Genomic DNA, 22388 nt, shown 5'->3' with positions numbered 1-22388 from the left:
TCAAAAATTTTTAACGAAAAATAATTTCTACACTTCGGAAAAGAAACAACATGCTCAATTTGACAATCTTGGAAATTAAAGAAAAAAGTACATCAAATTTTTATTTCTAATGTTTATACGTTTATAGTTGTTGCGCAGAAACCGCAATCATGGCAATACTTACAATCGCGATTGCAATTCCAATCCAGTTTTTAGTGATTAGTTTTTCTTTAAACAGTATAATTCCAAAGATAGTAGATAGCATCACAATTGCTACATTATTAATTGGAAAAACGGTTGAACTATCGCCTAATTGATCTGGTCTGAGTGCTTTTAATAGAAAAACAATCGAGTAGAAGTTTGGGATTCCAAGTGCAATTCCACCAAGAATCGTTTTTCCTGTAATCTTAAAATCGCGACGAATTGTTACCACAACAATTCCAATGATAAATGCACAACCAAAAATTGCTGCAGAAAATATAGGTGTTTCGCCTTCAGCTACATATTTGGTTTCCATGTATTTAATGGACGTGTCAATAACTCCTGAACCCAAAAATAATAGTGTCGGAAAGAGTAATTTTTTACGATCAAACGCGCCACCATCTTTTTTTATAGTTGTTAGATATACTGCAACTAATGCCAAAATGATTCCAGCTATTTTTAATACACTTACGTGTTCATTATAGACAATTACTGCAAAAATTACAGGAATTACCACCGACATTTTACTGGCAACCGAAGCTACCGAAAGTCCATTTCGTTGTGCTGTTGTTGCCATAATCATAAATATAGAAATAAATAGTATTCCTAATATAATGGCGCCAATCATCCACGATTTTTGTGATATTTCTGAAATTGTAATTCCGTTTCCATAAAAGAAAAAACCCAACAGGAAAGCTACCAAATAGTTGGTTACAATTGCTTGAAATGTATTCACTTGATATTTATCAAATAGTTTAAAAATGACAAATAATGAACTCGAAATACAAACACTAAGAATAAGATATATCAAAACAATTCGGCTTTATGCATGAATAAATCTACAATATCTTCTTCGCCAGAAATTAAATTCCACACATGAATTCCTAATGTTGCCGCCGAATCGGTGTTTTCCTTTGTATCGTCAATAAACAATGTTTCTTCTGCTTTTAAATCGTTTTCACGCAATACAAATTCGTAAATGTTTGCATCAGGTTTTCTTAGATTGATTTCGTGCGAAAGATAAAACTGTTCAAAACAAGCGGCGAATTCGTTATAAAATTCCATTCCCCAATCGTGTTTAATCCACGAAATATGCAAATCATTTGTGTTACTCAACAGCAATAAACGGTATTTTTTATCTTTTGCCAATTGCTTGATGAATTCCAATCGATGTTTCGGGAAGTCTAGTAAAATAGCATTCCAAGCATCAATTAACGCTTCTTTTGTTGTGTGTGGAAATTCTTGATGATAAAAATCGACAAATGCTTCTGTGCTGATCAATCCTTTTTCGTACGCTTGATTTTTTTCAATCATTTCCGCTGTAAAATCTTGAATGCCTAGTTTGTGCAATTCACGCGCAGTTGCAGGTTTATCAAGATTGATGAAAATATCGCCGTAATCGAAAAGTAAATTTTTAATCATTGGTAAAAATGTCTAATGAATTGTCTAAAATAGTTTGAGTTGTTTGTAATTTTCCAGAAAGTGTTGGTGCTTTAATTCCTTCTTGAAATAAAATAGCACCTTTAAAAACGCGTGCTTCATCCCAAAGGTTTGCATCAATAAATGTCTGCAAAGTTTGTTTTCCACCTTCAATAATAATAGATTGTAGTTTATGTTTGTATAAAACATTGGAAATTTGTTGTGCAAGGTTTTGAGAGAAATCAATCGTTTCAAATACGAGATTTTCTTGATTTTCTTTTGGATGTTCAGTCAATACAATCGTTTTTATAGTTTGATCAAACAACGAGTAAGCATGTGGAATTCGCAACGATTTGTCTAACACAATTCGCACAGGATTGTTACCATGCCAATTGCGTGTATTTAGTTTCGGATTGTCTGTAATTGCAGTATTTGTTCCCACAAGAATTGCTTGTTCTTCACTTCGCCATTTATGAACTAATTGGCGCGAAAATGTATTTGTAATCCAATTGGGTTGTACAGGATCATTTTTTTGTCGAATCTTATCAATAAAACCATCTTGTGTTTCCGCCCATTTTAAAATAATATACGGACGTTTGTGTTGATGAAACGTGAAAAATCGTTTGTTTGAAGCAATACATTCATCTTTCAACACATTTAAAATAACTTCACAACCGGCATTTTGAAGCTTTTGAATGCCTTTTCCAGCTACTTTTGCAAACGGATCAATAGTTCCGATCACAACTTTCGGAATTTGATGTTTAATAATTAAATCGCTACACGGCGGCGTTTTTCCAAAATGACTGCATGGTTCAAGCGAAACATAAATTGTAGCTTCTTTCAATAACGATGTGTCTTGTACCGAATGAATTGCGTTTACTTCTGCATGATTTCCACCATACGCACTTGTATAACCTTCGCCAATTATGACGTCATTATGTACAATGACAGCGCCAACCGACGGATTTGGCATAGCGGCTTGCAAACCATTTAGAGCCAATTGCAAACAACGTTGCATATATGTTTCGTGACTGTGTTGCACTACAATTTTATTTTAACTTCTTGCGTTTGATCGATCTCATAATTATACGAAAAACCAAGCGCTGTGTATGTAATTGTTCCTTTGTATTGAACTGTTATTTTTTGACTTTGGGCGGCTTTTAAAATACTTTCGAGCATTCCGTTTTTATTATTTTCAAAAATTTCATTCAACGGAGCAACGACTTTTAACGGAATTGAAAAGTTTCCATTAGCAGGAACAGGAAACGCCTCAGAACTGATGTCTGCAATAAAAGCGTCATCAACATATACTTTTATATTATCACTTTTTAATGTTCCGCCAATATCATTTTGATTGAAAAAAACTGCCGCTGCGGTGAGTTCAACACTAAGCAATGTAGCTTTGTTCACTTTTATGTTTTCAATAGCAACAAATAGTGGTTTTTTCTGCACATCACAATTTATGAGTAATAATAGTAATGGAATATAGATGAGTTTTTTCATTTTGAATATTGGATTAAACCTTACTGCTGTGAGAAACTGAATCAAGTTCAGTTAGACGAAATCTGTTTTTATAAAACGAACAACAACCAACCAAATTTAGTATCTTCACGGCATCACAAAACTACATAATTTCTATCTGAAGCGTATATAAAATGAGTCAAGAATTCTACCACGATCAAATTTTTAAAAATATTGATTATACACAAAGTTCGTTCCCGAAAGGAGAATACGACAATTGCACGTTTGTAAATTGTAAATTTGAAGCTGTGTATGTATCCGCAATTACGTTTTTAGAATGTACGTTTGATACGTGCGATATGACAAATGCCAAGGTAAAAAGCACTTCATTCAATGAAGTCGATTTTGTGAATTGTAAATTGTTAGGTGTAGATTTTAGTATGTGTACTGATTTTCTATTTTCGGCAACGTTTCAAGATTGTAGGTTGGAATTAGCATCTTTTGCAGGATTAAAAATTAAGAAAACCACATTTAGAACGTCTAATTTGCAAAATGTGGATTTTACAGAAACGAATTTGGAAAGTTCTGTATTTGATGATTGTGATTTGACAGCGGCAATTTTTAGCAATACAAATTTGGAAAAAGCAGATTTGAGTGCGGCTTATAATTATGACATAGATCCAAGTTTGAATCGGTTAAAAAAGGCGAAATTTTCACGTTCTGAAATTCATGGTTTGTTAAAAAAATATGATATTAAAATTAGTTGATGAATGCTGCGAAATTTGAAGATGTGTACTTGAGATCATTTAAAAATGAAGTCAAAACGAACATTTGAGCAAACACAAATCAACCAAAAAAATATTAAAAATGATTATTAGAGAGATAGAAAAAAAAGATAATTTGGAAGCGGCAACCTTCATCAGAGCCGCTTTCCCTGAATTTGAGATTCCAAAAATTGGAACGGCTTATGAAGATCCAGAAACGGACGCAATGTTTGAAGCATATGAAGGCGAACGCGAAGTATATTATGTAATTGAAGAAGACGGAGAAGCAATTGGTGGCGCAGGAATTAAAAAATTGCGTGACAATACTGATAATGTGTGCGAATTGCAAAAAATGTATTTTTTAACGAAAGCCAGAGGAAAAGGATATGGGAAATTACTATTTGAGAAATGCTTAAAAGCCGCAAAAAGCTTTGGCTACGATCAATGTTATTTGGAATCGGCTTCACAACTAAAAGCGGCAATTCATATATATGAATCGTTCGGGTTTGCACATTTAGATGCACCTTTAGGAAACACGGGACATTATTCGTGTGGTGTTTGGATGTTGAAGGAATTGTGATTTTTAAGAAATAGTTTGGTTTTGATATTTTTAAATGACGAAATATTAAATGTAAAAGTATTTTTGAATAATCAAATCAACAGAAAGCAAAGTTTAGTTGTTTGTAAGTTTAATAGTTTAAGTTTTAATTCAAAATGTAGAAGTAACAACTTAACAAAACCAAAAAACCATTGAGAATAAAGGACATACAAAATATATTTCACCACGAATTAGATGAACTTTACGGAAAAGAAGAAGTGAATAGTTTTTTCTTTATGTTGACAGAAACTTTTTTTGGTTTGGAACGTTTTGCGTTGGCATTAGATCCAGAATATACAATTAGCAAAGAACAGGAAACACCTTTGTTTGCGGCACTGAGCGAATTAAAATTTGAAAAACCAATTCAGCATATTCTTGGAAAAGCACATTTTTTTGGATTGGAATTTTGTGTAAATGAACACACGTTGATTCCACGACCAGAAACGGAAGAATTGGTACAATGGATGTTGGATGGAATAGACAATTTTAAACTCGAAAAACTTCGAATTTTAGACATTGGAACCGGAAGTGGTTGTATTCCGATTGCACTAAAGAAAAATTTACCAAATGCTGAAATTATTGCGATAGATATTTCTGCGGAAGCGTTAAAAGTTGCACAGAAAAATGCTGAAATGAATGAAGTTGATATTCAATTTATACAAGCTGATGTGTTGCATCTTGAAAGTTTAAATTTCAATCGAGAAAATTCTAAATTATTTGATATTATTGTGTCCAATCCGCCATATGTACGAAATTTAGAAAAAGAATTGATGCGTAAAAATGTATTGGAATTTGAGCCAGATTCGGCGTTATTCGTAGAAGATAACAATCCATTAATATTTTACGATAAAATAGCCAATCTCGCGAAAGCGAATTTACAACCAAACGGAAGTCTATACTTTGAAATCAATCAATATTTAGGAAAGGAAATGATTGATTTACTAACAGAAAAACAATTTCAAAACATCGAATTAAAGAAAGATATTTTTGGCGTAGATCGAATGATGAAGTGCGGGAAATTATAAATGTTGAATTTTGAATTGAAAAGTAGTTTTGAATAATGAATACCAAATTTTAAATGTAGAAAAACCAAAAACCAAAAACCAAAAGCTCAAAAAAAATGAAAAGCATAGCAGTATATTGTGGAAGTAGTTTAGGAACTGATGATAAAATTGTTTCTGATGCGCGTAAACTTGGAATAACGATGGCACAGCAACAAATAACGTTGGTATATGGCGGCGCTCAGATTGGAATTATGGGAACTGTTGCCAATGCAGTTTTAGAATATGGCGGAAAAGTGATTGGCGTGATTCCTGAGTTTCTAAAACGTAGAGAAGTGGCACATTTAGGCATTACAGAATTACATACTACAACTACCATGGTAGAACGCAAAATAAAAATGATCGATTTGGCAGAAGGTTTTATAGCACTTCCTGGCGGATTTGGAACGATGGAAGAACTATTTGAAGTAATTACAGCGTTGCAATTGGCGCAAATAGCACATCCTGTTGCAATTTTAAATAGCAATGGTTATTATGACGAACTGATTGCCATGATGCACACCATGATGAAGAAAGGATTGCTCAAAGAGAAAAACTTTGACATGCTTATTATAGAAACTGATGTTTCTATATTGTTAGAGCGCATGCGAAATTTTGTTCCCAAGCAAATACCGAAATGGATTCCCTAAAAGGGAACATTTATTGCTCTGGAATAACTTCTTTTAACGCTTCAATTTTTGTGATAAAATAGCTATTTCCAACCTTCAAAGAGGTTACCGTTACCTTGTAATTTTTCGTATCATGTGTGAAAAATAAATCACCTTTTAAGCTTTCAATTCCGTATTTTGCTCTTGGCCAGTATTGAAAGTTTATAGCTTCAATATCGTTCCAATCGATGTTGAATGAAGTTGCCGTTTCTTTAAGATTTTTATAATCTTTTTTAATTCGACTATTGAAGTTTTCTTTGGTGAGTACCGCAATATTTTCTTTAAAATCATTTTCTAAACTGTCAGCGTTCTTTTGTACATACGATTTAAGTTCTTCATAGGTATACATACTATTTATATATTCTTTTTCAGAAGTATTTTCGAAATTATTCAACAGATAAAATGCATGCGTTCCAATGTCATCAGAAGTTGGAATTTCTTTGTTTTTTTGACAAGATATCATAAGTGTTGTGATACAAATCAAAAGCGTGAAGATATATTGTACTTTTTTCATTTTTAGGTATGATTTTTCAGAATTCAAATATATTGAAAAGCTCTTATTTCTAGCAATAGAAATCTAGTTTATTAGTAAAAATTTAACACCAAATTTATTAGTGAAAAAGTTGATGCATTACGATTGAAGCTTAAACTTCGTTGCGTTTTCTGTAATAAATTGTTTTACCACGTAAAAATCGTTGATTTCTTTCGGAATTACAATCTTGCCATTTCCATTTAAAATATTATAATCATAGTTTTTTATGACAATTTCATACGGTTTTATAACAGTTGATTCAATTTCACTTACTGGAAATGATTGATCAGATTTTATACCATAACGCGCTTCGTTTCGCGCTTGCGCAAATTGATTAGCGAGGTTCAATTCACCTTTTGCGACCAACTTTTCAACTTTAGTTGCCGTTACAAAAAAGGTAGTTTTTTTAGCAATATTTCCAATTTGATTAAAAGAAAACAGGTATATAAATAAGACAATTACAGATAGCATACTAGTCAGCGGAAGCATAATAATTCCATGTACATGATAACTGTACGTAAACATAAACATAAGCCCAACAAAAATTGCCATAAAGCCGCCTATACGCTTGATGTTTCGTGTTGCTTCACGTTTTACATAGCTGTCTAATTCTTCATTTTTTATTCTGTGTCCTGTTTTTCTCATTCGTATATTTTAGATTTCATAGGATGGTAAATTTAATATTACTGTTGTTTAAATGTTAATTACGGGTTTTCCGTAAATGGTTCAAGTTTTAATTTTATAAGATTGTTCTTTATTAACTTTTAAATCATTTAATCATGAAAAAAAAGAACCTTACATCTTTAAGATTAAACAAAACACCGATTTCTAAACTTGATCGTACTAAAGGAGGCATGCCACCACCACCACCACCAGGACTTTCAGATTTATGTTTCACATTTATTCCTGAACTTTGCAATATTCCAACTGGAGATTCACATATTTTTTGTGAAACGCAATATGACTGTGTCATTTTTACTTTGGGTTGCTAAAGTTTTTATCCTACAAGCGAACTTCGGTTCGCTTTTTCATTTCTTAGCTAAAGAAAATGAACGAAAAGAAAAGGTGCTTTTATGAGATTATTTACTTCATTTCATTCAACGTTTTAAGCGCTAAATCATCAATGGTATCTGAATCAGTTTTAAACAGAATTGTTTTTGTCTCTCCGGGTAATACATCAAAGAAATTTTCTTCAAAATGACCTTTGACTTTGGTGTGTAAAAAGACATCTTTTTGTAATGTTTTTGAAGAAACTTGAATCGCAAATCCTTCGCTTCGTTTTGTAATAAACGTATCAATTTCATTCACTGACAATTCTAAATCTTTGGGCTTTACCAAATAGAATAGGGAAGTAGCTTTGTAAGGAATTGTACTTGAATCGAATCTTGAATCTGAACTTGAATATTTAGATACTTTGGCATAATCCAAAACAGCTTTCATGACTACTTGCTTATGATTGAATTTTAAATCTGTGATAGGTAATTGTACAATTAATTCACTTGTATTAGCTTTTACAGTTATTGTTTGAGTGACTTCATGAAGTTTTTTACCAGTAAAGTCTAAAAAAGTAAGTTTCAATTCTCCTTTTTGATCTTGTAATTTGTCTGAAACAATATAGGTTTTTAGCGTGTCATTTTCTACAATTGAAGAAATCAATACATCTTCAAATGATTTTTTTGCTTTGTAATGCAACGCTTTCCAATTCCCCATAAAATCGATACTCGACCACGAAACTACAGGCCAACAATCATTCAATTGCCAATACAAACTTCCCATACAATACGGCATGGTACGACGTTGTGCTTCCATTCCCATGGTCATTCCTTTGGCTTGTGTTAATTGACTCATGTACACATAATCTTCACCAGAAGCTGGAACAGGATAATCACGTTGCATGTATTCACGAATGAGCTTGAAACCTCTCGGATGTTTTTGATGTGTGATGTAACTATCGTGATTGATGTCAATGCTGTCTTCACCTGTAAAGTAACGAATGGCTTCATAAGAAGGAAAGGATTGAAACCCGAATTCACTCATAAAACGTGGTACTTTTTGTTCAAAACGTTCAAAAGGCAACGCATCGTGCCAAACGCCCCAATCGTGTGCATCACCTTCAAATTGCGATTGCGGATCGCCACGTCCGAGTCTTGGAGAACTTTCCCAATAGGAAATTTCAGGATTCAGTTTTGCTACAGTTTTAGGTAAAATGCTGTCAAAAACGGCTAAGTAACTTGTCCAAATTTCTTTTTTCTGTTCTTCAGTTTTGTCCGTTTGCCAGCCCCAACGATGCCAAGCTTCATTGTTTTCATTGTTTCCACACCAAAGTCCAACCGAAGCATAGTTACGCAATCGTTTCACTTGATCGATCGCTTCTTGTTCTACATTTTCTAAAAATGCTTTGTCTCCAGGATACATCGCGCAAGCAAACATAAAATCTTGCCAAACAAGAATTCCTTTTTCATCACATAGTTCATAAAAGATATCATTTTCATAAATTCCGCCGCCCCAAACACGTAACATATTCATATTTGCATCAACAACATCGTTTAGTAGTTTTTCGTAATGTGAATTCGTCACTTTGTCTTGCATGCTGTGTTGCGGAATGTAATTGGCACCTTTCATAAACACAGGAATGCCGTTGAGTTCAAAGTAAAACGTTTCTCCTTTGGTATCTTTTTTGGTGATTAATTCAATCGTTCGCAAACCAACTTTTGCTTTTTGCTGTGCTTTTAAATCTTCTCCTTGTTTTAATGTAATGTCAAATTCATACAAATATGGTTCGCCTAAATTGTACGTCCACCAACGTTTCGGATTGTTAATTTCGACTTTCGTAGTATAAATATGTGTTCCTTTTTTTATGGGCGATTTTTTTCTATATGTTACTTTATCAGATTTAATTTCAAATGTAGCTTCTTTCACATCTTTATCTGATGAAATTGTATATGCTACGGTAAGAGTTGCTAGTGAATCTGTTAATTTCTCTTGTTTGAAATACACATCATCTAACTTCATATGGTTCCATGAAGTAATTTTGATTGGTTTCCAAATTCCTGATGTATTTACAATAGGTCCCCAATCCCAACCGTACTGAAATTGTGCTTTTCGAGTAAATACGCGTGCGCCAGGTGGTAATAAATAATCTAACTTTTCAGTTGCTGCATCTTCATGAATGCTTGTTTTTTGAAACTCAATTCGTACTAAATTTGTTGCTTTTGCCACTTTTTTAATGTCAAATTTCCAAGTACGAAACGCATTGTCGGTTTTTCCTAATAAAGAGTCGTTGAGGTACACACTTGCGTAAGTATCCAAACCTTCAAACGTAAGTTCAATATGTGATTTTTTTAAGGTTTCTGAGTCAAGCTCAAATGTACTCTGATATTCCCAATTCTTTGTTGGAACCCATTGTACATTGAGTTCGTTTGAACCCAAAAACGGATCCGGAATTTTGCCATGTGCTAGTAAATCGGAATATACATTTCCGGGAACGGTAGCCGCATGCCAAGCCGTATCCTTTTGTTGTTTAAATTCCCAGTTTTGATGAATATTGATCGTTGTGGGTCTATCGTCTTTCGCACAGCTAATGATAAGCAATGCTAGTAAAAGCGTTAAAGTTTTATTCATGAATGGGATTAATACGTTCTATAATTTGTCTAATTTTTTCTTTGTTGGAGATTGCAATGCGTGTATCGTTGAACAAATTAGCACTATTCATACTTATTTTCGGATTGTTGATGGATTGATGAATACTGGTTGCTGAACAGTGAATTTCTTGAAAGTCACTTTCTTGAAATAGCTTGGCATTGTTTGCGTTAATTCCGCCGCCAGGCATTACAATCAATTCGTTTTCAACAACTTCTTGTAATTCTTGCAATAGTAAAATACCTTTTTCGGCACTAGTTTCTTGTCCAGAAGTCAATACACGATCTACACCTAAAACCGCCAATTGTAATATGGCTTCTATAGGATCGGGCGTCCAATCGAATCCACGATGAAACGTGAAATTCATAGGTTTTGCGAGTTCAATGAGTTCTTTTGTACGTGTTTGATCAATTGTTTGGTCTTGCAATAAAATACCCGAAACAATTCCGGCACAACCAAGTTCTTTACACAATACTATGTTTTCCTTCATGATTTCAAATTCGTCTCGTGAATACGTGAAATCTCCACTTCTTGGACGAATTAATACCTGTACAGGAATTTTTACAGCTGCAATTACTTTTTTAAGCAATCCATACGAAGGTGTAATTCCGCCAACGGCTAATTCTGAACACAGCTCAATACGATGCGCGCCCGCTTTTTCGGCATTTATAGCAGATTCATAGGAATTGGCACAGATTTCTAGTAGCATGGGTTTTTCTTTATTCGTTGATTTGTTATCGGTTTTCAATTAGTAACTTGTCATCCTTGTACAAACATAGGATGACAGTTCCATAATAAAAAGTCACTTTTATGTTAGATTCAACATGCAGCATCAATTCCCCAAATATATCATTTATTCTGTTATCGAGTTTTTATATTTTAGTTCGATGAATGTTTTGAAATGTTCATTGAATTCAAATAGTTTTTTCTCTACAGGTGTTTTGAAGTATTCAATTGGTAATTCATCAAGGATATGCACATATTTCGTTATTTTATCAAGATTGATAAATATTTGCTGACTTCCAATACCTGTAATTGCAAGTCCTTCATAGTGGTATTCTTGTTTAAGCGCAGTAAAGTTAGATGAAAGCATAGTTTCGATAAGCTCTAATCTTTCTCCAATAAGATTTCCTTTTTCCACGAAATTATCTGAATTGTTTTTTGTTATTTTTTCATGGTCAAATGCGCTCAGTTCCAACGTGTAGTTGTAATTATAACCGACAACAAATAACATTTATTAAAAACAGTTGGTAAATCTAAATAGATTTGAATTTCCAAAAATCGTGATTAGGTAAAGGAGCTTCAAAGGTTTTAAGTTCATTAGAACCCGATACTTCAAAGGTTAGTTTCCATGCATGAAGACAAATTGATAGCGGCAAGTATTTTGTGTCTGATCCATATGTTGAATCTCCAACGATAGGAAGATTAATGTTTGCCAATTGCGCTCTTATTTGATGGAATCTACCAGTTTTCGGTCTCACTTCTAACAAATACCCAACATCATTTTTGCCGATTACTTCATAGGAAAGCATACAGTTTAGTGTGTTTTTTGATTTTGATTGGACAATGTCCGCTCTTTTTTCTTTGTTGTTTTTGATGAGAAAGTTGACTAAGTTCCCTTTGTTTTTTGCTGGCTTGTTTTTAACAACTGCCAAGTACGTTTTTTGAACTTTACGACTACTAAATAGAGTATTAAATGCTACCAGAATGCTTTTTTTCTTGGCAAGGATTAAAACGCCACTTGTAACGCGATCTAATCTGTGTATGATTCCTATATACGGTTTCGGTTTACTTTTTAGTAGGTGATTGAAAACTTGAGTTTCAACAGTGACAGCTTCGTAAGGACTTTGCTCGCTTATGAGTCCAGCAGTTTTGTTTACGACTATATAATCGTTGTTTTCATGTAGTATTTCAAGCGTTGGCATTAAGCGTTTTCTTTATCAAATTTCAAAATAGTAGCCATACAATTCAAGACTTTAGAATGCTATTTGTATACAAAAGTTTCAGATACTTGCAACAAAAACTAGTCTGTAATTTAACGTCGTTTCTTTCTAGGTTTGTGTTTGGATTTTTTCTTTGAATGACGTGAAGGAATCGCATCATCAAATGTGTTTTTCACCGCTTTAGGTTTAATGCTTTTCCAAGAATTATTCTCTTGTTCGGGCACTAAGGCTTCTACTAAATCTTTTCTACCTAGTTTGCTTAATGTTTTTCTAATCCAACCTTTATTTTCCTTTTTATACCAAAAGAAGAAACGATGTTGTTCATCCTTTTCTTTTTTAGATTTTGGAGTTTTGGTTGGTTTTAAGGTATATGGATGATAACCACTATAGTAAATAACCGTTGCAACCGTCATTGGTGTTGGTGTAAAACCTTGTACTTGCTCTAACTGAAAGCCCATATCCTTAGTTTCAGCAGCCAAGTTTGCCATATCTTCCACTTCGCAAGCAGGATGATTTGAAATAAAATAAGGAATCAATTGAAGTTTCAATTTCTTCTTAATATTGATTCTGTCAAACCGCTCTTTAAACTTATGAAAAAATTCAAATGATGGTTTACGCATTAGCTTTAAAACGGGATCAGACGTATGTTCTGGCGCTACTTTTAAACGTCCAGAAATATGTTTTGTCATCACTTCTTCTGTGTAATCATCTAATTCTTTTGGATCTGCATTCTTGTTGAATTCAGGCACCAACATATCGTGACGAATACCACTTCCGATAAATGATTTTTTTATTTTAGGATGGCTATCTACTGCTTGATATAATTTGGTTAACGGTTTGTGAGACGTATCTAAATTACTGCATATTACAGGTGAAATACATGAAGGAGCTACACATTTGTCGCAAATGGATTGTACTTTTCCTTTCATTTTATACATATTAGCAGAAGGTCCACCAATATCTGATAAGTAGCCTTTAAAATCAGGCATGTTGGCAACTTTATCTACTTCTCTAAGTATTGATGCTTCACTACGACTTGCAATAAACTTTCCTTGATGTGCAGAAATCGTACAGAAACTACAACCTCCAAAACAACCACGGTGTATGTTGATAGAGGTTTTAATCATTTCAAACGCAGGAATAGGACCGCGCTTGTTGTATTTCGGATGTGGTAAACGTGTGTACGGCAGATCAAAAGAGGCATCAATTTCCTTTTCTGTCATGGTAGGATATGGTGGATTAATCACCAATGTTTTGTTGTTTACCTTTTGAAAAATTCTTCTTGCTACAAGTTTATTAGATTCTTGCTCTATGATTTTAAAGTTAGCCGCAAATTTTTTCTTGTCTTTTAAACAAACTTCATGTGATTGAATCTCAACATCATCCCAATTTTTATTTTTAGGAATGGTTTCATCTTTGTGTACTAAAAAAGCGGTTTGTTGTATGGTTCTTAAACTTGAAAAAGGCACTCCTTTTTGCAATAGTTTCACAACTTCTCGCAACGGTTGTTCGCCCATACCATACACCAACATATCTGCTTTAGAAGTTTCTAAAATGCTTGGCATTAGCTTGTCACTCCAGTAATCGTAGTGTGTTACGCGACGTAGCGAAGCTTCAATTCCGCCTATTAGAACAGGAACATCTGGAAACTTATCTTTTAAAATACTTGAATAAACGGAGGTGGCGTAATCTGGTCGAAACCCTTTATCACCATTTGGTGTATAGGCATCTTTATCTCTACGTTTTTTACTCGCCGTATAATTACTTACCATAGGATCCATACAACCACCTGTAACTCCAAAAAATAGTTTTGGTGTTCCTAGTTTTGTAAAATCCTGCAAATCATCGTTTACACTGGGTTGCGGAACAATAGCGACTTTTAATCCGTAACTTTCCAAAATACGCCCAATAACAGCAGGTCCAAATGAAGGATGATCTACATAAGCGTCTCCACTAAATAGAATAACATCTAATTCTTGCCAACCTCGAATTTTTACTTCTTTGTTCGTTGTTGGTAACCAATCTGAGAGTTTATTTGTCTGCATATGCGTGCAAAGATACGGTTAATTTAGCTTTACAACGAAACACTAAAGTCTATCTGCGCAAAATTTGTTGCCTAATTTGTTTAGAGTTTCCTAATTAACCAAAAAAAATCGAGGATTTACACTCTTAAAATGCTACCTATTTTACTGATAAGAGTCTGTTTTGTTTTTAAAGTAACAGATTGCTTCACTGCGTTTGCAATGACGTATCTAAGCAAGTCCAACTATCTAATAACAATCTCATCCAAAAATGTCCAACCTTTATTTCCTGCACCTTGCAAACCTTCTGGAATGGTTCCGTAGTTTGGAATGTGAATTTCAATAGATTCTACCGTAATGTCATCAAGTTGTAAAGTAAAAGGGATTAATGTTTCGTCAGTATTCTGAACTGGAGTAATACCTTGTGCTATTTTACTATTTATAACATCTAAATAACCAAAACTAATTTCCTTTGGCGCATAAATCCATTGTCCGTTGGCATTGTAAAATCGTGTGGAAATAGAATTGATTTTGGTTGGTTTGTCAAATTCAATGGTGATTGTTACATCTTTTCCCCAAAAACCCAACCATTCTTTATCGCCATAACGTGTATCACTTCCGGAAACACCGTTAATCAATCCTTCTTTTCCACTTCCAGCATAGGCTTTGTATGGTTTTGGGTCGAGTGTAATTGTAGCTCCAACAGCTTTATGTCTGTTAAAAACAAGCGTGAAATCACGTCCAAGCTTTTCTTTTTCGTCAAAAACTGCCGCTTTTAAAACGGTAGAACCTTCAATAGGAAGATAAGATGTGTATTCTGTAGAAGTTAGAGTAGGAGACGATTCGTCAGTTGTGTACCGAATGGTTTTATCCCTAACAATGGTTTGTAAGTCAAATACTAACTGATTATTTCGAGTGGTAACTTCACCCTCAATTTCATACAAATGATTGGCGTAATTGATGTCCAAAGCGTCCAATCGTTTATGAAAATGTGACAAACGATAGGTGAAATCTTGATAATCTCTTTGTCTGGGATTCGACCAATTCACTTCCGCCATTGCAATGATTCTCGGAAATACCATATATTCTACTTTATCCGAAGTCGTGATATATTCGGTCCATAAATTTCCTTGCGCGCCCAATACATATTTTTCTTCTTCTTTGGAAAGTCCTTTCGGAATCGGATTAAAATAATATACCTTTTCCAAAGGTAAATAGCCGCCAATTGACAACGGTTCGTCTTCATCATCAGATTGATAGTAATCAAAATAGGCATGCGAAGTTGGAGAGAGAATTACATCATGTCCAGATTTTGCAGCTTCTACAGCACCTTTGGTACCACGCCAAGACATTACAGTTGCGTTTGGTGCTAAACCTCCTTCCAAAATTTCATCCCAACCAATAATTTGTTTTCCTTTACTATTAATATACTTTTCCATGCGAGCAATAAAATAACTTTGCAGTCCATGTTCGTCTTTTAAATCTTCCTTTTTGATCAATGCCTGACAATGCTCACAAGCTTTCCAACGTGTTTTTGGCGCTTCATCACCACCAATATGAATGTAATTTCCTGGAAACAACGGCATAACTTCATCCAATACATGTTCTAAAAACGTGAAAGTTTCTTCTTTTGGACAATAAATATCCTCAAAAACGCCCCATTTTGTTGCAACTTTCGTGTTCTCGCCTGTACAACCTAAATTTGGATACGCCGCAATTGCCGCTTGGGAATGTCCGGGCATTTCTATTTCAGGAATAACTGTAACATATCGTTCAGAAGCATATGCTACAATCGATTTTACGTCGTCCTGTGTGTAAAATCCACCATATTTTTTTCCATCAAACTGTTGAGGTGAATCGTTATAATGACCAATCAATGTTTCATCACGATACGCGGCAACTTTCTGTAATTCAGGATATTGTTTAATTTCAATTCGCCAACCTTGATCGTCGGTTAAGTGCCAATGAAACGTATTCATCTTCAACATGGCAATCATGTCAATATATTTCTTGATAAAATCTACAGAAAATAGATGACGTGAAACATCTAAATGCATTCCTCTGTACACAAAACGCGGCGCATCTTTTATGGCTAAATTCCGAATGGCAATTTGATCACTTTCAATAGTTGTTGGTAACAATTGGCGAAAAGTTTGAAACGCATAAAAAGCACCTTTTTCAGTTTTTGCTTTGATGATGATCTGAGAAGTATCAACAATCAATTCATATCCTTCATCATTTTCAATTGTTTCATCAAGTTGAAATACAATGTTTTTTGTAGTTGAACTGCTTTGTGTTTTCAGGCTATAGCCTAATTTTTCTTTTAAATATGTATTAAAGAAATTTGCAACGGACTGTAATTTATCATCTGCGTGAAGCGAAACTTTTTCATCCAATATAAAAACACCTTCTTGCATGTTAAATTCATTGGGAATCGGTATGATATGCGGTCTAAGTGCAGATTGTGGTTTTGAGCAACCAATAAAACACAGGAAAATTATGAATTTGAAAAAAATATTGCTTCTCATTTTAGTATATTAGATGCCATAAATTTAGCAATCTATTTAATGAAACTCCAACTAACCTCTATTTTTATTATTACATTACTATTTCTAGGATGTAACAAAACTCCTAAAGTTGAAATAGCTCAAAAAGACAAAACTCTCATTTCCTATGTAAACCCTTTTATTGGAACTGGCGGACATGGACATACATATCCAGGCGCAACCATGCCATTTGGTATGATGCAACTCAGTCCAGACACACGCTTGGATGGCTGGGACGGTTGTTCTGGTTACCATTATTCAGACAGTTATATTTATGGTTTTTCACATACACATTTAAGTGGAACAGGTGTTTCCGATTATGGAGATATTTTGTTAATGCCAACCAACGAAATTAATTTCAATAACGGCGCTGATGGTAAAAAAGGCTATCGTGCACACTTTTCTCATGACAATGAAGTTGCAGAGCCAGGTTATTACAAAGTACATTTAGACAGTACCAATATTAATGTAGAATTAACAGTTTCGGAACGAAGCGGAATGCATAAATACACATTTCCTTCAGCAGAAAATCAAGTTGTGATGTTAGATTTGGTACATCGTGATAAAGTATTAGATGCAAAAATTGAAAAGATTTCTGATACGGAAATTGTTGGATACCGTTTTTCGGAAGCTTGGGCAAGTGATCAACGTTTATTCTATGTAATACAAACGTCACATCCTTTCAATGACATGTTGCAATCGCCACCAAAACAAGGAATGCCAGGCGCAAGACGATCAGCTTTGACATTTATAAACCCAAACAACGAACCAATTGTTATAAAAATTGGAATTTCGGCGGTTGATGTGGAAGGCGCGAAGAAAAACCTGGAACAAGAAATAGGAGCGAAGTCGTTTGATGAAGTGAAACAAATAGCACAAGAAACTTGGGAAAAACAATTAGAAAAGATTGTGATTGAAAGTGATGATGTAGATTACAAGACAAACTTTTACACAGCATTGTATCATACAATGTTAGCACCAAACTTATACCAAGATGTAGATGGGCGTTACCGCGATATGGATTTAGAAATTTACCAATCGGACAATCATACACATTACACAGTTTTCTCTTTGTGGGATACGTATCGTGCGGCACATCCACTGTACACAATTATTGAGCAAGAGCGTACAAACGATTTCATTAAAACGTTTATCAAAAAATATGAATCTGGCGGTATTATGCCCATTTGGGATTTATCTGCCAACTATACAGGTTGTATGATTGGGTATCACGCGGTTCCTGTTATTGCAGATGCGTACATGAAAGGAATTCGCGAGTATGATGTTGACAAAGCATTTGAAGCAATGAAACACAGTGCTACACGTGATAAACTTGGCTTGGATTACTATAAAAAATTAGGATACATTCCTGTAGAAAAAGAATCAGAATCCGTGTCTAAAACTTTAGAATATGCCTATGACGATTGGACAATTGCCCAAATGGCAAAAGCAATAGGAAATACTACAGATTATGAAGAATTTACCAAACGTGCACAATACTATAAAAACGTATTTGATCCAGAAACGCAATTTATGCGCGGACGTTTTAGAAATACGTGGTTTGCACCGTTTGATCCGTATGAAGTAAACTTTAACTACACAGAAGCCAACTCATGGCAATACAGTTTTTACGTGCCACAAGATGTTTCCGGATTCATAGATTTGTTAGGTGGAAAAGACAAGTTAGAAGCACAATTGGACAAGTTATTTACGGCACATCAAGAAACTTCTGGACGCAATCAGGCAGATATTACCGGTTTAATTGGTCAATATGCGCACGGAAACGAGCCAAGTCATCACATGGCATATTTGTACAACTTCATCAATAAACCGTCAAAAACACAGGAATATGTACATCAAATCTTAACAACATTATACAAAAACGAACCTGATGGTGTTTCTGGAAATGAAGATTGCGGACAAATGAGCGCGTGGTACGTTTTGAGCAGTTTAGGATTTTACTCCGTAACTCCAGGAACGAATGAATATATCATCGGAACGCCATTATTTGACAAAGCAACAATCAATCTGGAAAACGGAAAAACGTTTACAATTACAGCTAATAATAGTTCGAAAGAGAATATCTATATCAAATCAGTAAGCTTAAACGGAGAGAATCATCCAAAAACGTTCATCAATCATCAAGACATTATGAATGGTGGAAATTTAGTGTTCGAAATGACAAACGAAGCTACAGATTGGGGAACGCAAGATGAAAATATTCCTGTTACAGCAATTACAGAATACAAAATTGTACCGCCGCCATTTATTGCCAAAGGTGATATTGCGTTTAAAGGAGAAACGGAAGTTACATTACAAACGGTTGATAAAGAAGCTAAAGTTTATTATAGTTTTGGAGATAAGCACATTGAGTACACTAAACCTTTTACGATTTCAGAAAAAAGTGTATTGAAAACGTATGCACAACGTGGCGATCAAAAAAGTGCCAACATCACGACAGAATTCTTTAAAATTGATCCAAATTTAAAAATTAGTCTTGGAACTGAATACGCCAATCAATACAATGCTGGTGGAGAAAATGCACTAATTGATGGTATTTTTGGAACCGAAGATTTCCGTACAGGAACGTGGCAAGGATATTTTGATAAAGACCTGATTGCAACCGTTGATTTGGGAAGTGAAAAAGACATCAGTGAAATCACCTTAAATTTCTTGCAAGACCAGAAATCTTGGATATTTTTACCAACAGAAGTTGAATTTTTAGTTTCTACCGATGGAAAGAACTTCAAATCTATACATAAAGGTGATTTTGGAGAATTAGTAGCCGTTGAAAAACCAAAGGTTAAAAAATTTACATTTGCTTTTAAAGGCAAAAAAGCACGCTATGTAAAAGTAGTTGCTAAGAAATTGGGCGTACTTCCAGAATGGCATTTAGGTTACGAACATGATGGACGTTCCTGGTTATTTGTGGATGAAATAGAAATAAAATAACGCTTCGACACGTGCAGTTTTATATGCTAAAATACAATTTGTACTATTGTCATATCGAGCGCAGTCGAGATAAAAATTAATCAATTTGAAAAGAAGAAAATTTATACAAAGTGCCGCTTTAACAGGATTAGGTTTAACCGTAGGAACCGCGTTAGCGTCTTGCGCTGACGAAAAAAACACTGAAACTGGAGTTGCAACTGCAAAAGCTACAACAACAAACACAAAACCTGTACGACCTTTAGTAATTGCAACTTGGAATACACCTTTAGCAGTAGAAACTGCAGCAAAAGTATTGGAAAAAGGCGGTTCGGTAGTAGATGCTGTTGAAGAAGGCTGTAAAATTGAGGAAGCAAACGAAAAAGGACAATCAGTAGGAAAAGGCGGTTTGCCCGATAGAGACGGAAATGTAACCTTAGATGCGTGCATCATGGATACACATGGAAACTATGGCGCTGTACTTGGCGTGCAAAATATCATGCATGTAATTTCTTTGGCAAGAAAAGTAATGGAAGATACGCCACATGTAATGTTGATAGGAAAAGGCGCTGAAAAATTTGCCTATGAAAAAGGATTCAAAAAAGAAAATTTATTAACAGAAGCATCCAAAAAAGCTTGGGAAGAGTGGAAAATAAAATCTGAATACAAACCTATTATCAACATCGAAAATCATGATACTATTGGAATGTTGGCGATAGACAAAAACGGAGATATCTCAGGTGCCTGTACCACAAGTGGATTGGCGTATAAAATGGCAGGTAGAGTAGGAGATTCACCAATAATTGGTGGCGGATTATTTGTCGATAATGAAATTGGTGGCGCTTCTGCAACTGGTTTAGGAGAAGAAGTGCTAAAAACCGTTGGAAGCTTCCTAATCGTTGAACTCATGCGACAAGGGAAATCACCACAAGAAGCATGTGAAGAAGCCATTAGAAGAATTGTGGAGAAGCCAAACAGTAATTTTAAAAACTTTCAAGTAGGATATATTGCTGTAAACAAACAAGGTGAAACTGGTGCATATTCCATTCATGAGTGGTTTAGTTACAACCTATACAAAGAAGGTGAAAACAAAAATATTCAATCAGATTTTTACAACAAAACAAAATAGAAACTAGTTATGAGTTTTGAGTGACGTAAAAAGTAAATAAACGAATCATCACTTCGACAAGCTCAGTGTGAACGAAAAACGAATTAATAAAAAATCAAGTTTAGGAGTCTAATAGTTTATACTTTGAAAACAAATAGAAAGTGAATAACTAGCACACAACACAACACAATACACAACAAATAACTTAACTAACCAGCATGTCATCAACAACCAAAAACTCTTATAAAAGTGCTTTTATATTTTTAACCTCATTATTTTTCCTTTGGGGATTTATCACGGTTTTAGTCGATCCGTTAATTCCACGACTCAAAGAAGTATTTGAAATTTCGTACTTTGAATCTGGATTGATTCAATTTGCATTTTTTGGAGCATATTTATTACTATCAATTCCCGCAGGATTTCTATTGTCTAAAATTGGCTATAAAAAAGGAATCATTCTAGGTTTAGTGATCATGGGATCGGGTTGTTTACTTTTTTATCCAGCCGCTTCTTCAAGAATTTTCATCGTATTTCTATTAGCAGTATTTGTATTGGCAAGCGGAATGACCATTTTGCAAGTTGCCGCCAATCCGTATGTAGCGGCGTTAGGTTCGGAAGAAGGCGCGAGTAGCCGATTGAATTTATCACAAGCATTTAACTCATTAGGAACAGCAATTGCACCAGCCGTTGGAGCTATGTTTATTTTGAGCGATAAGATAAAAACAGGTGACGAAATTGAAGGGTTAAATAGTCTTCAAAAAGAAATGTATTATGCCGCAGAAGCTTCCAATGTGCAAATACCGTTTGTTGCTATTGGCTTATTCACATTAGTATTAGCAATCATATTTGTATATGTAAAACTGCCAAAAATACTTCAAAAAGCTCCAAAAGGCGGTTATTTAACTTTGCTAGAAAAACCATCATTAGTTATGGGAGCTATTGGAATTTTTGTGTATGTTGGCGCAGAAGTTGCCATCGGAAGTTACTTAACTAGTTATTTTGTCGATATGAATCTGGCGGAAGCCATTGTAAACAATCCAACTATGAAAAGTATTTCAGAATGGATTGTCAGTGCCGATTTGTCAACCTTAGATCCAAAAGCTATTGTTGGTGCATTTGTAACGTTTTATTGGTCTGGTGCCATGATTGGACGTTTTATCGGAGCGTATTTAACCAAAATTATTGATCCTGCAAAAGTATTGATCGGTTTTGCAATTGGTGCGTTGTTAATGATAATAATTTCTATAAACACTGTAGGATTTATCTCTATGTGGAGTATTTTGGCAGTTGGTCTATTTAATTCTATTATGTTCCCAACAATATTTACTTTAGCGCTCGGAGGATTGGATGATTTGAAACCACAAGCTTCCGGAATTTTATGCACCATGATTGTTGGTGGCGCGGTTATTCCACCATTATACGGACTGTTAACAGACAATATAGGATTTAAAACTGCATTTGTTTTAGTATTAGCTTGTTACACATATATTATGATATATGGTTTTGTAAAGCGAAGAAAAAAAGTAGTAGCATAAAAAGAA

20 protein-coding genes are annotated in these 22388 nt (G+C 34.5%); 8 read left to right on the top strand and 12 right to left on the bottom strand.

Going from position 1 to position 22388, the window contains the following annotated elements; genetic code table 11:
• Positions 1-121: 121 nt before the first annotated feature.
• Genes ACQ654_RS25580 through ACQ654_RS25565 form a run of 4 tightly spaced genes read right to left on the bottom strand, consistent with a single transcriptional unit; the run spans position 122 to position 3102 of the window.
• On the bottom strand, positions 122-991 hold the full coding sequence (locus tag ACQ654_RS25580) for an EamA family transporter (protein ID WP_430413247.1): 870 nt from the start codon (positions 989-991) through the stop codon (positions 122-124).
• Entirely contained in the window at positions 988-1602 is a 615-nt protein-coding gene (locus tag ACQ654_RS25575) for an HAD family hydrolase (protein ID WP_430413246.1), read from the bottom strand. Before ACQ654_RS25575 ends, ACQ654_RS25580 begins: the two co-directional genes overlap by 4 nt.
• Positions 1595-2641, bottom strand: a complete 1047-nt coding sequence (gene ribD / locus ACQ654_RS25570) for a bifunctional diaminohydroxyphosphoribosylaminopyrimidine deaminase/5-amino-6-(5-phosphoribosylamino)uracil reductase RibD (RefSeq protein ID WP_430413245.1) — start codon at positions 2639-2641, stop codon at positions 1595-1597. Before ribD ends, ACQ654_RS25575 begins: the two co-directional genes overlap by 8 nt.
• The gene (locus ACQ654_RS25565) at positions 2641-3102 is read right to left on the bottom strand and encodes an LEA type 2 family protein (RefSeq protein ID WP_430413244.1); all 462 of its coding nucleotides are present in this window, start codon (positions 3100-3102) and stop codon (positions 2641-2643) included. The genes ribD and ACQ654_RS25565 overlap by 1 nt, the downstream gene beginning before the upstream one ends.
• Positions 3103-3254: 152 nt before the next feature.
• Between ACQ654_RS25565 and ACQ654_RS25560 the strand changes: the two genes are divergently transcribed.
• The 4 genes from ACQ654_RS25560 to ACQ654_RS25545 all read left to right on the top strand — a co-directional run bounded on the left by ACQ654_RS25560 (position 3255) and on the right by ACQ654_RS25545 (position 6112).
• Entirely contained in the window at positions 3255-3827 is a 573-nt protein-coding gene (locus tag ACQ654_RS25560) for a pentapeptide repeat-containing protein (protein WP_430413243.1), read from the top strand.
• 100 nt (positions 3828-3927) lie between these two features.
• Positions 3928-4404: a GNAT family N-acetyltransferase gene (locus tag ACQ654_RS25555; protein ID WP_430413242.1), complete on the top strand. Its 477-nt coding sequence runs from the start codon at positions 3928-3930 to the stop codon at positions 4402-4404.
• Positions 4405-4574: 170 nt separating this feature from the next.
• Entirely contained in the window at positions 4575-5447 is an 873-nt protein-coding gene (gene prmC / locus ACQ654_RS25550) for a peptide chain release factor N(5)-glutamine methyltransferase (protein WP_430413241.1), read from the top strand.
• Between the two features lie 95 nt (positions 5448-5542).
• Positions 5543-6112 carry a TIGR00730 family Rossman fold protein gene (locus ACQ654_RS25545; protein ID WP_430413240.1) on the top strand — a complete coding sequence of 190 codons (570 nt, stop codon included), beginning with the start codon at positions 5543-5545 and terminating at the stop codon, positions 6110-6112.
• A gap of 10 nt (positions 6113-6122) precedes the next feature.
• On the opposite strand, the gene ACQ654_RS25540 is transcribed toward ACQ654_RS25545, so the two are convergent.
• The gene (locus ACQ654_RS25540; RefSeq protein ID WP_430413239.1) at positions 6123-6644 is read right to left on the bottom strand and encodes a hypothetical protein; all 522 of its coding nucleotides are present in this window, start codon (positions 6642-6644) and stop codon (positions 6123-6125) included.
• A 117-nt stretch (positions 6645-6761) separates the two neighbouring features.
• Positions 6762-7307 carry a hypothetical protein gene (locus tag ACQ654_RS25535; RefSeq protein ID WP_430413238.1) on the bottom strand — a complete coding sequence of 182 codons (546 nt, stop codon included), beginning with the start codon at positions 7305-7307 and terminating at the stop codon, positions 6762-6764.
• 134 nt (positions 7308-7441) lie between these two features.
• On the opposite strand from ACQ654_RS25535, the gene ACQ654_RS25530 reads away from it, so the two are divergent.
• Positions 7442-7654, top strand: a complete 213-nt coding sequence (locus ACQ654_RS25530; RefSeq protein ID WP_430413237.1) for a hypothetical protein — start codon at positions 7442-7444, stop codon at positions 7652-7654.
• Positions 7655-7745: 91 nt separating this feature from the next.
• Here the strand turns inward: ACQ654_RS25530 and ACQ654_RS25525 are convergent, their stop codons facing one another.
• From ACQ654_RS25525 to ACQ654_RS25500, 6 genes are all read right to left on the bottom strand, one after another.
• Positions 7746-10283 (bottom strand): beta-mannosidase, encoded by a 2538-nt coding sequence (locus ACQ654_RS25525; RefSeq protein WP_430413236.1) that lies wholly within the window; start codon positions 10281-10283, stop codon positions 7746-7748.
• Positions 10276-11010 carry a copper homeostasis protein CutC gene (locus ACQ654_RS25520; protein ID WP_430413235.1) on the bottom strand — a complete coding sequence of 245 codons (735 nt, stop codon included), beginning with the start codon at positions 11008-11010 and terminating at the stop codon, positions 10276-10278. Before ACQ654_RS25520 ends, ACQ654_RS25525 begins: the two co-directional genes overlap by 8 nt.
• Positions 11011-11154: 144 nt before the next feature.
• Positions 11155-11535 carry a hypothetical protein gene (locus ACQ654_RS25515; protein WP_430413234.1) on the bottom strand — a complete coding sequence of 127 codons (381 nt, stop codon included), beginning with the start codon at positions 11533-11535 and terminating at the stop codon, positions 11155-11157.
• 22 nt (positions 11536-11557) lie between these two features.
• Positions 11558-12226, bottom strand: a complete 669-nt coding sequence (locus ACQ654_RS25510) for an RluA family pseudouridine synthase (RefSeq protein ID WP_430413233.1) — start codon at positions 12224-12226, stop codon at positions 11558-11560.
• A gap of 110 nt (positions 12227-12336) precedes the next feature.
• Positions 12337-14289 (bottom strand): YgiQ family radical SAM protein, encoded by a 1953-nt coding sequence (locus tag ACQ654_RS25505; RefSeq protein ID WP_430413232.1) that lies wholly within the window; start codon positions 14287-14289, stop codon positions 12337-12339.
• Between the two features lie 221 nt (positions 14290-14510).
• Positions 14511-16793 carry a beta-N-acetylhexosaminidase gene (locus tag ACQ654_RS25500; RefSeq protein WP_430413231.1) on the bottom strand — a complete coding sequence of 761 codons (2283 nt, stop codon included), beginning with the start codon at positions 16791-16793 and terminating at the stop codon, positions 14511-14513.
• 39 nt (positions 16794-16832) lie between these two features.
• Between ACQ654_RS25500 and ACQ654_RS25495 the strand changes: the two genes are divergently transcribed.
• From ACQ654_RS25495 to ACQ654_RS25485, 3 genes are all read left to right on the top strand, one after another.
• Positions 16833-19763 (top strand): GH92 family glycosyl hydrolase, encoded by a 2931-nt coding sequence (locus ACQ654_RS25495; RefSeq protein WP_430413230.1) that lies wholly within the window; start codon positions 16833-16835, stop codon positions 19761-19763.
• An 85-nt stretch (positions 19764-19848) separates the two neighbouring features.
• On the top strand, positions 19849-20868 hold the full coding sequence (locus ACQ654_RS25490; protein WP_430413229.1) for an isoaspartyl peptidase/L-asparaginase family protein: 1020 nt from the start codon (positions 19849-19851) through the stop codon (positions 20866-20868).
• Between the two features lie 197 nt (positions 20869-21065).
• A complete protein-coding gene (locus tag ACQ654_RS25485; RefSeq protein ID WP_430413228.1) occupies positions 21066-22382 on the top strand; it encodes a sugar MFS transporter in 1317 nt (438 codons plus the stop codon).
• The last annotated feature ends 6 nt before the right edge of the window (positions 22383-22388 follow it).

It is taken from the genome of Kordia sp. (assembly GCF_965283645.1).
GTDB lineage: Bacteria > Bacteroidota > Bacteroidia > Flavobacteriales > Flavobacteriaceae > Kordia.
Note: the sequence above shows the minus strand (reverse complement) of the source record. Positions and strands in the feature narration are given on the sequence as shown.

Excerpts from the sequence above, each read along its gene's own strand:
- ACQ654_RS25530 (WP_430413237.1), top strand. The coding sequence starts at position 7,442 with ATGAAAAAAAAGAACCTTACATCTTTAAGATTAAACAAAACACCGATT.
- ACQ654_RS25500 (WP_430413231.1), bottom strand. The coding sequence starts at position 16,793 with ATGAGAAGCAATATTTTTTTCAAATTCATAATTTTCCTGTGTTTTATT.
- ACQ654_RS25495 (WP_430413230.1), top strand. The coding sequence starts at position 16,833 with ATGAAACTCCAACTAACCTCTATTTTTATTATTACATTACTATTTCTA.
- ACQ654_RS25575 (WP_430413246.1), bottom strand. The coding sequence starts at position 1,602 with ATGATTAAAAATTTACTTTTCGATTACGGCGATATTTTCATCAATCTT.
- ACQ654_RS25535 (WP_430413238.1), bottom strand. The coding sequence starts at position 7,307 with ATGAGAAAAACAGGACACAGAATAAAAAATGAAGAATTAGACAGCTAT.
- ACQ654_RS25505 (WP_430413232.1), bottom strand. The coding sequence starts at position 14,289 with ATGCAGACAAATAAACTCTCAGATTGGTTACCAACAACGAACAAAGAA.
- ACQ654_RS25520 (WP_430413235.1), bottom strand. The coding sequence starts at position 11,010 with ATGCTACTAGAAATCTGTGCCAATTCCTATGAATCTGCTATAAATGCC.
- ACQ654_RS25485 (WP_430413228.1), top strand. The coding sequence starts at position 21,066 with ATGTCATCAACAACCAAAAACTCTTATAAAAGTGCTTTTATATTTTTA.
- ACQ654_RS25545 (WP_430413240.1), top strand. The coding sequence starts at position 5,543 with ATGAAAAGCATAGCAGTATATTGTGGAAGTAGTTTAGGAACTGATGAT.
- ACQ654_RS25560 (WP_430413243.1), top strand. The coding sequence starts at position 3,255 with ATGAGTCAAGAATTCTACCACGATCAAATTTTTAAAAATATTGATTAT.
- ACQ654_RS25525 (WP_430413236.1), bottom strand. The coding sequence starts at position 10,283 with ATGAATAAAACTTTAACGCTTTTACTAGCATTGCTTATCATTAGCTGT.
- ACQ654_RS25555 (WP_430413242.1), top strand. The coding sequence starts at position 3,928 with ATGATTATTAGAGAGATAGAAAAAAAAGATAATTTGGAAGCGGCAACC.
- ACQ654_RS25540 (WP_430413239.1), bottom strand. The coding sequence starts at position 6,644 with ATGAAAAAAGTACAATATATCTTCACGCTTTTGATTTGTATCACAACA.
- ACQ654_RS25510 (WP_430413233.1), bottom strand. The coding sequence starts at position 12,226 with ATGCCAACGCTTGAAATACTACATGAAAACAACGATTATATAGTCGTA.
- ACQ654_RS25565 (WP_430413244.1), bottom strand. The coding sequence starts at position 3,102 with ATGAAAAAACTCATCTATATTCCATTACTATTATTACTCATAAATTGT.
- ACQ654_RS25515 (WP_430413234.1), bottom strand. The coding sequence starts at position 11,535 with ATGTTATTTGTTGTCGGTTATAATTACAACTACACGTTGGAACTGAGC.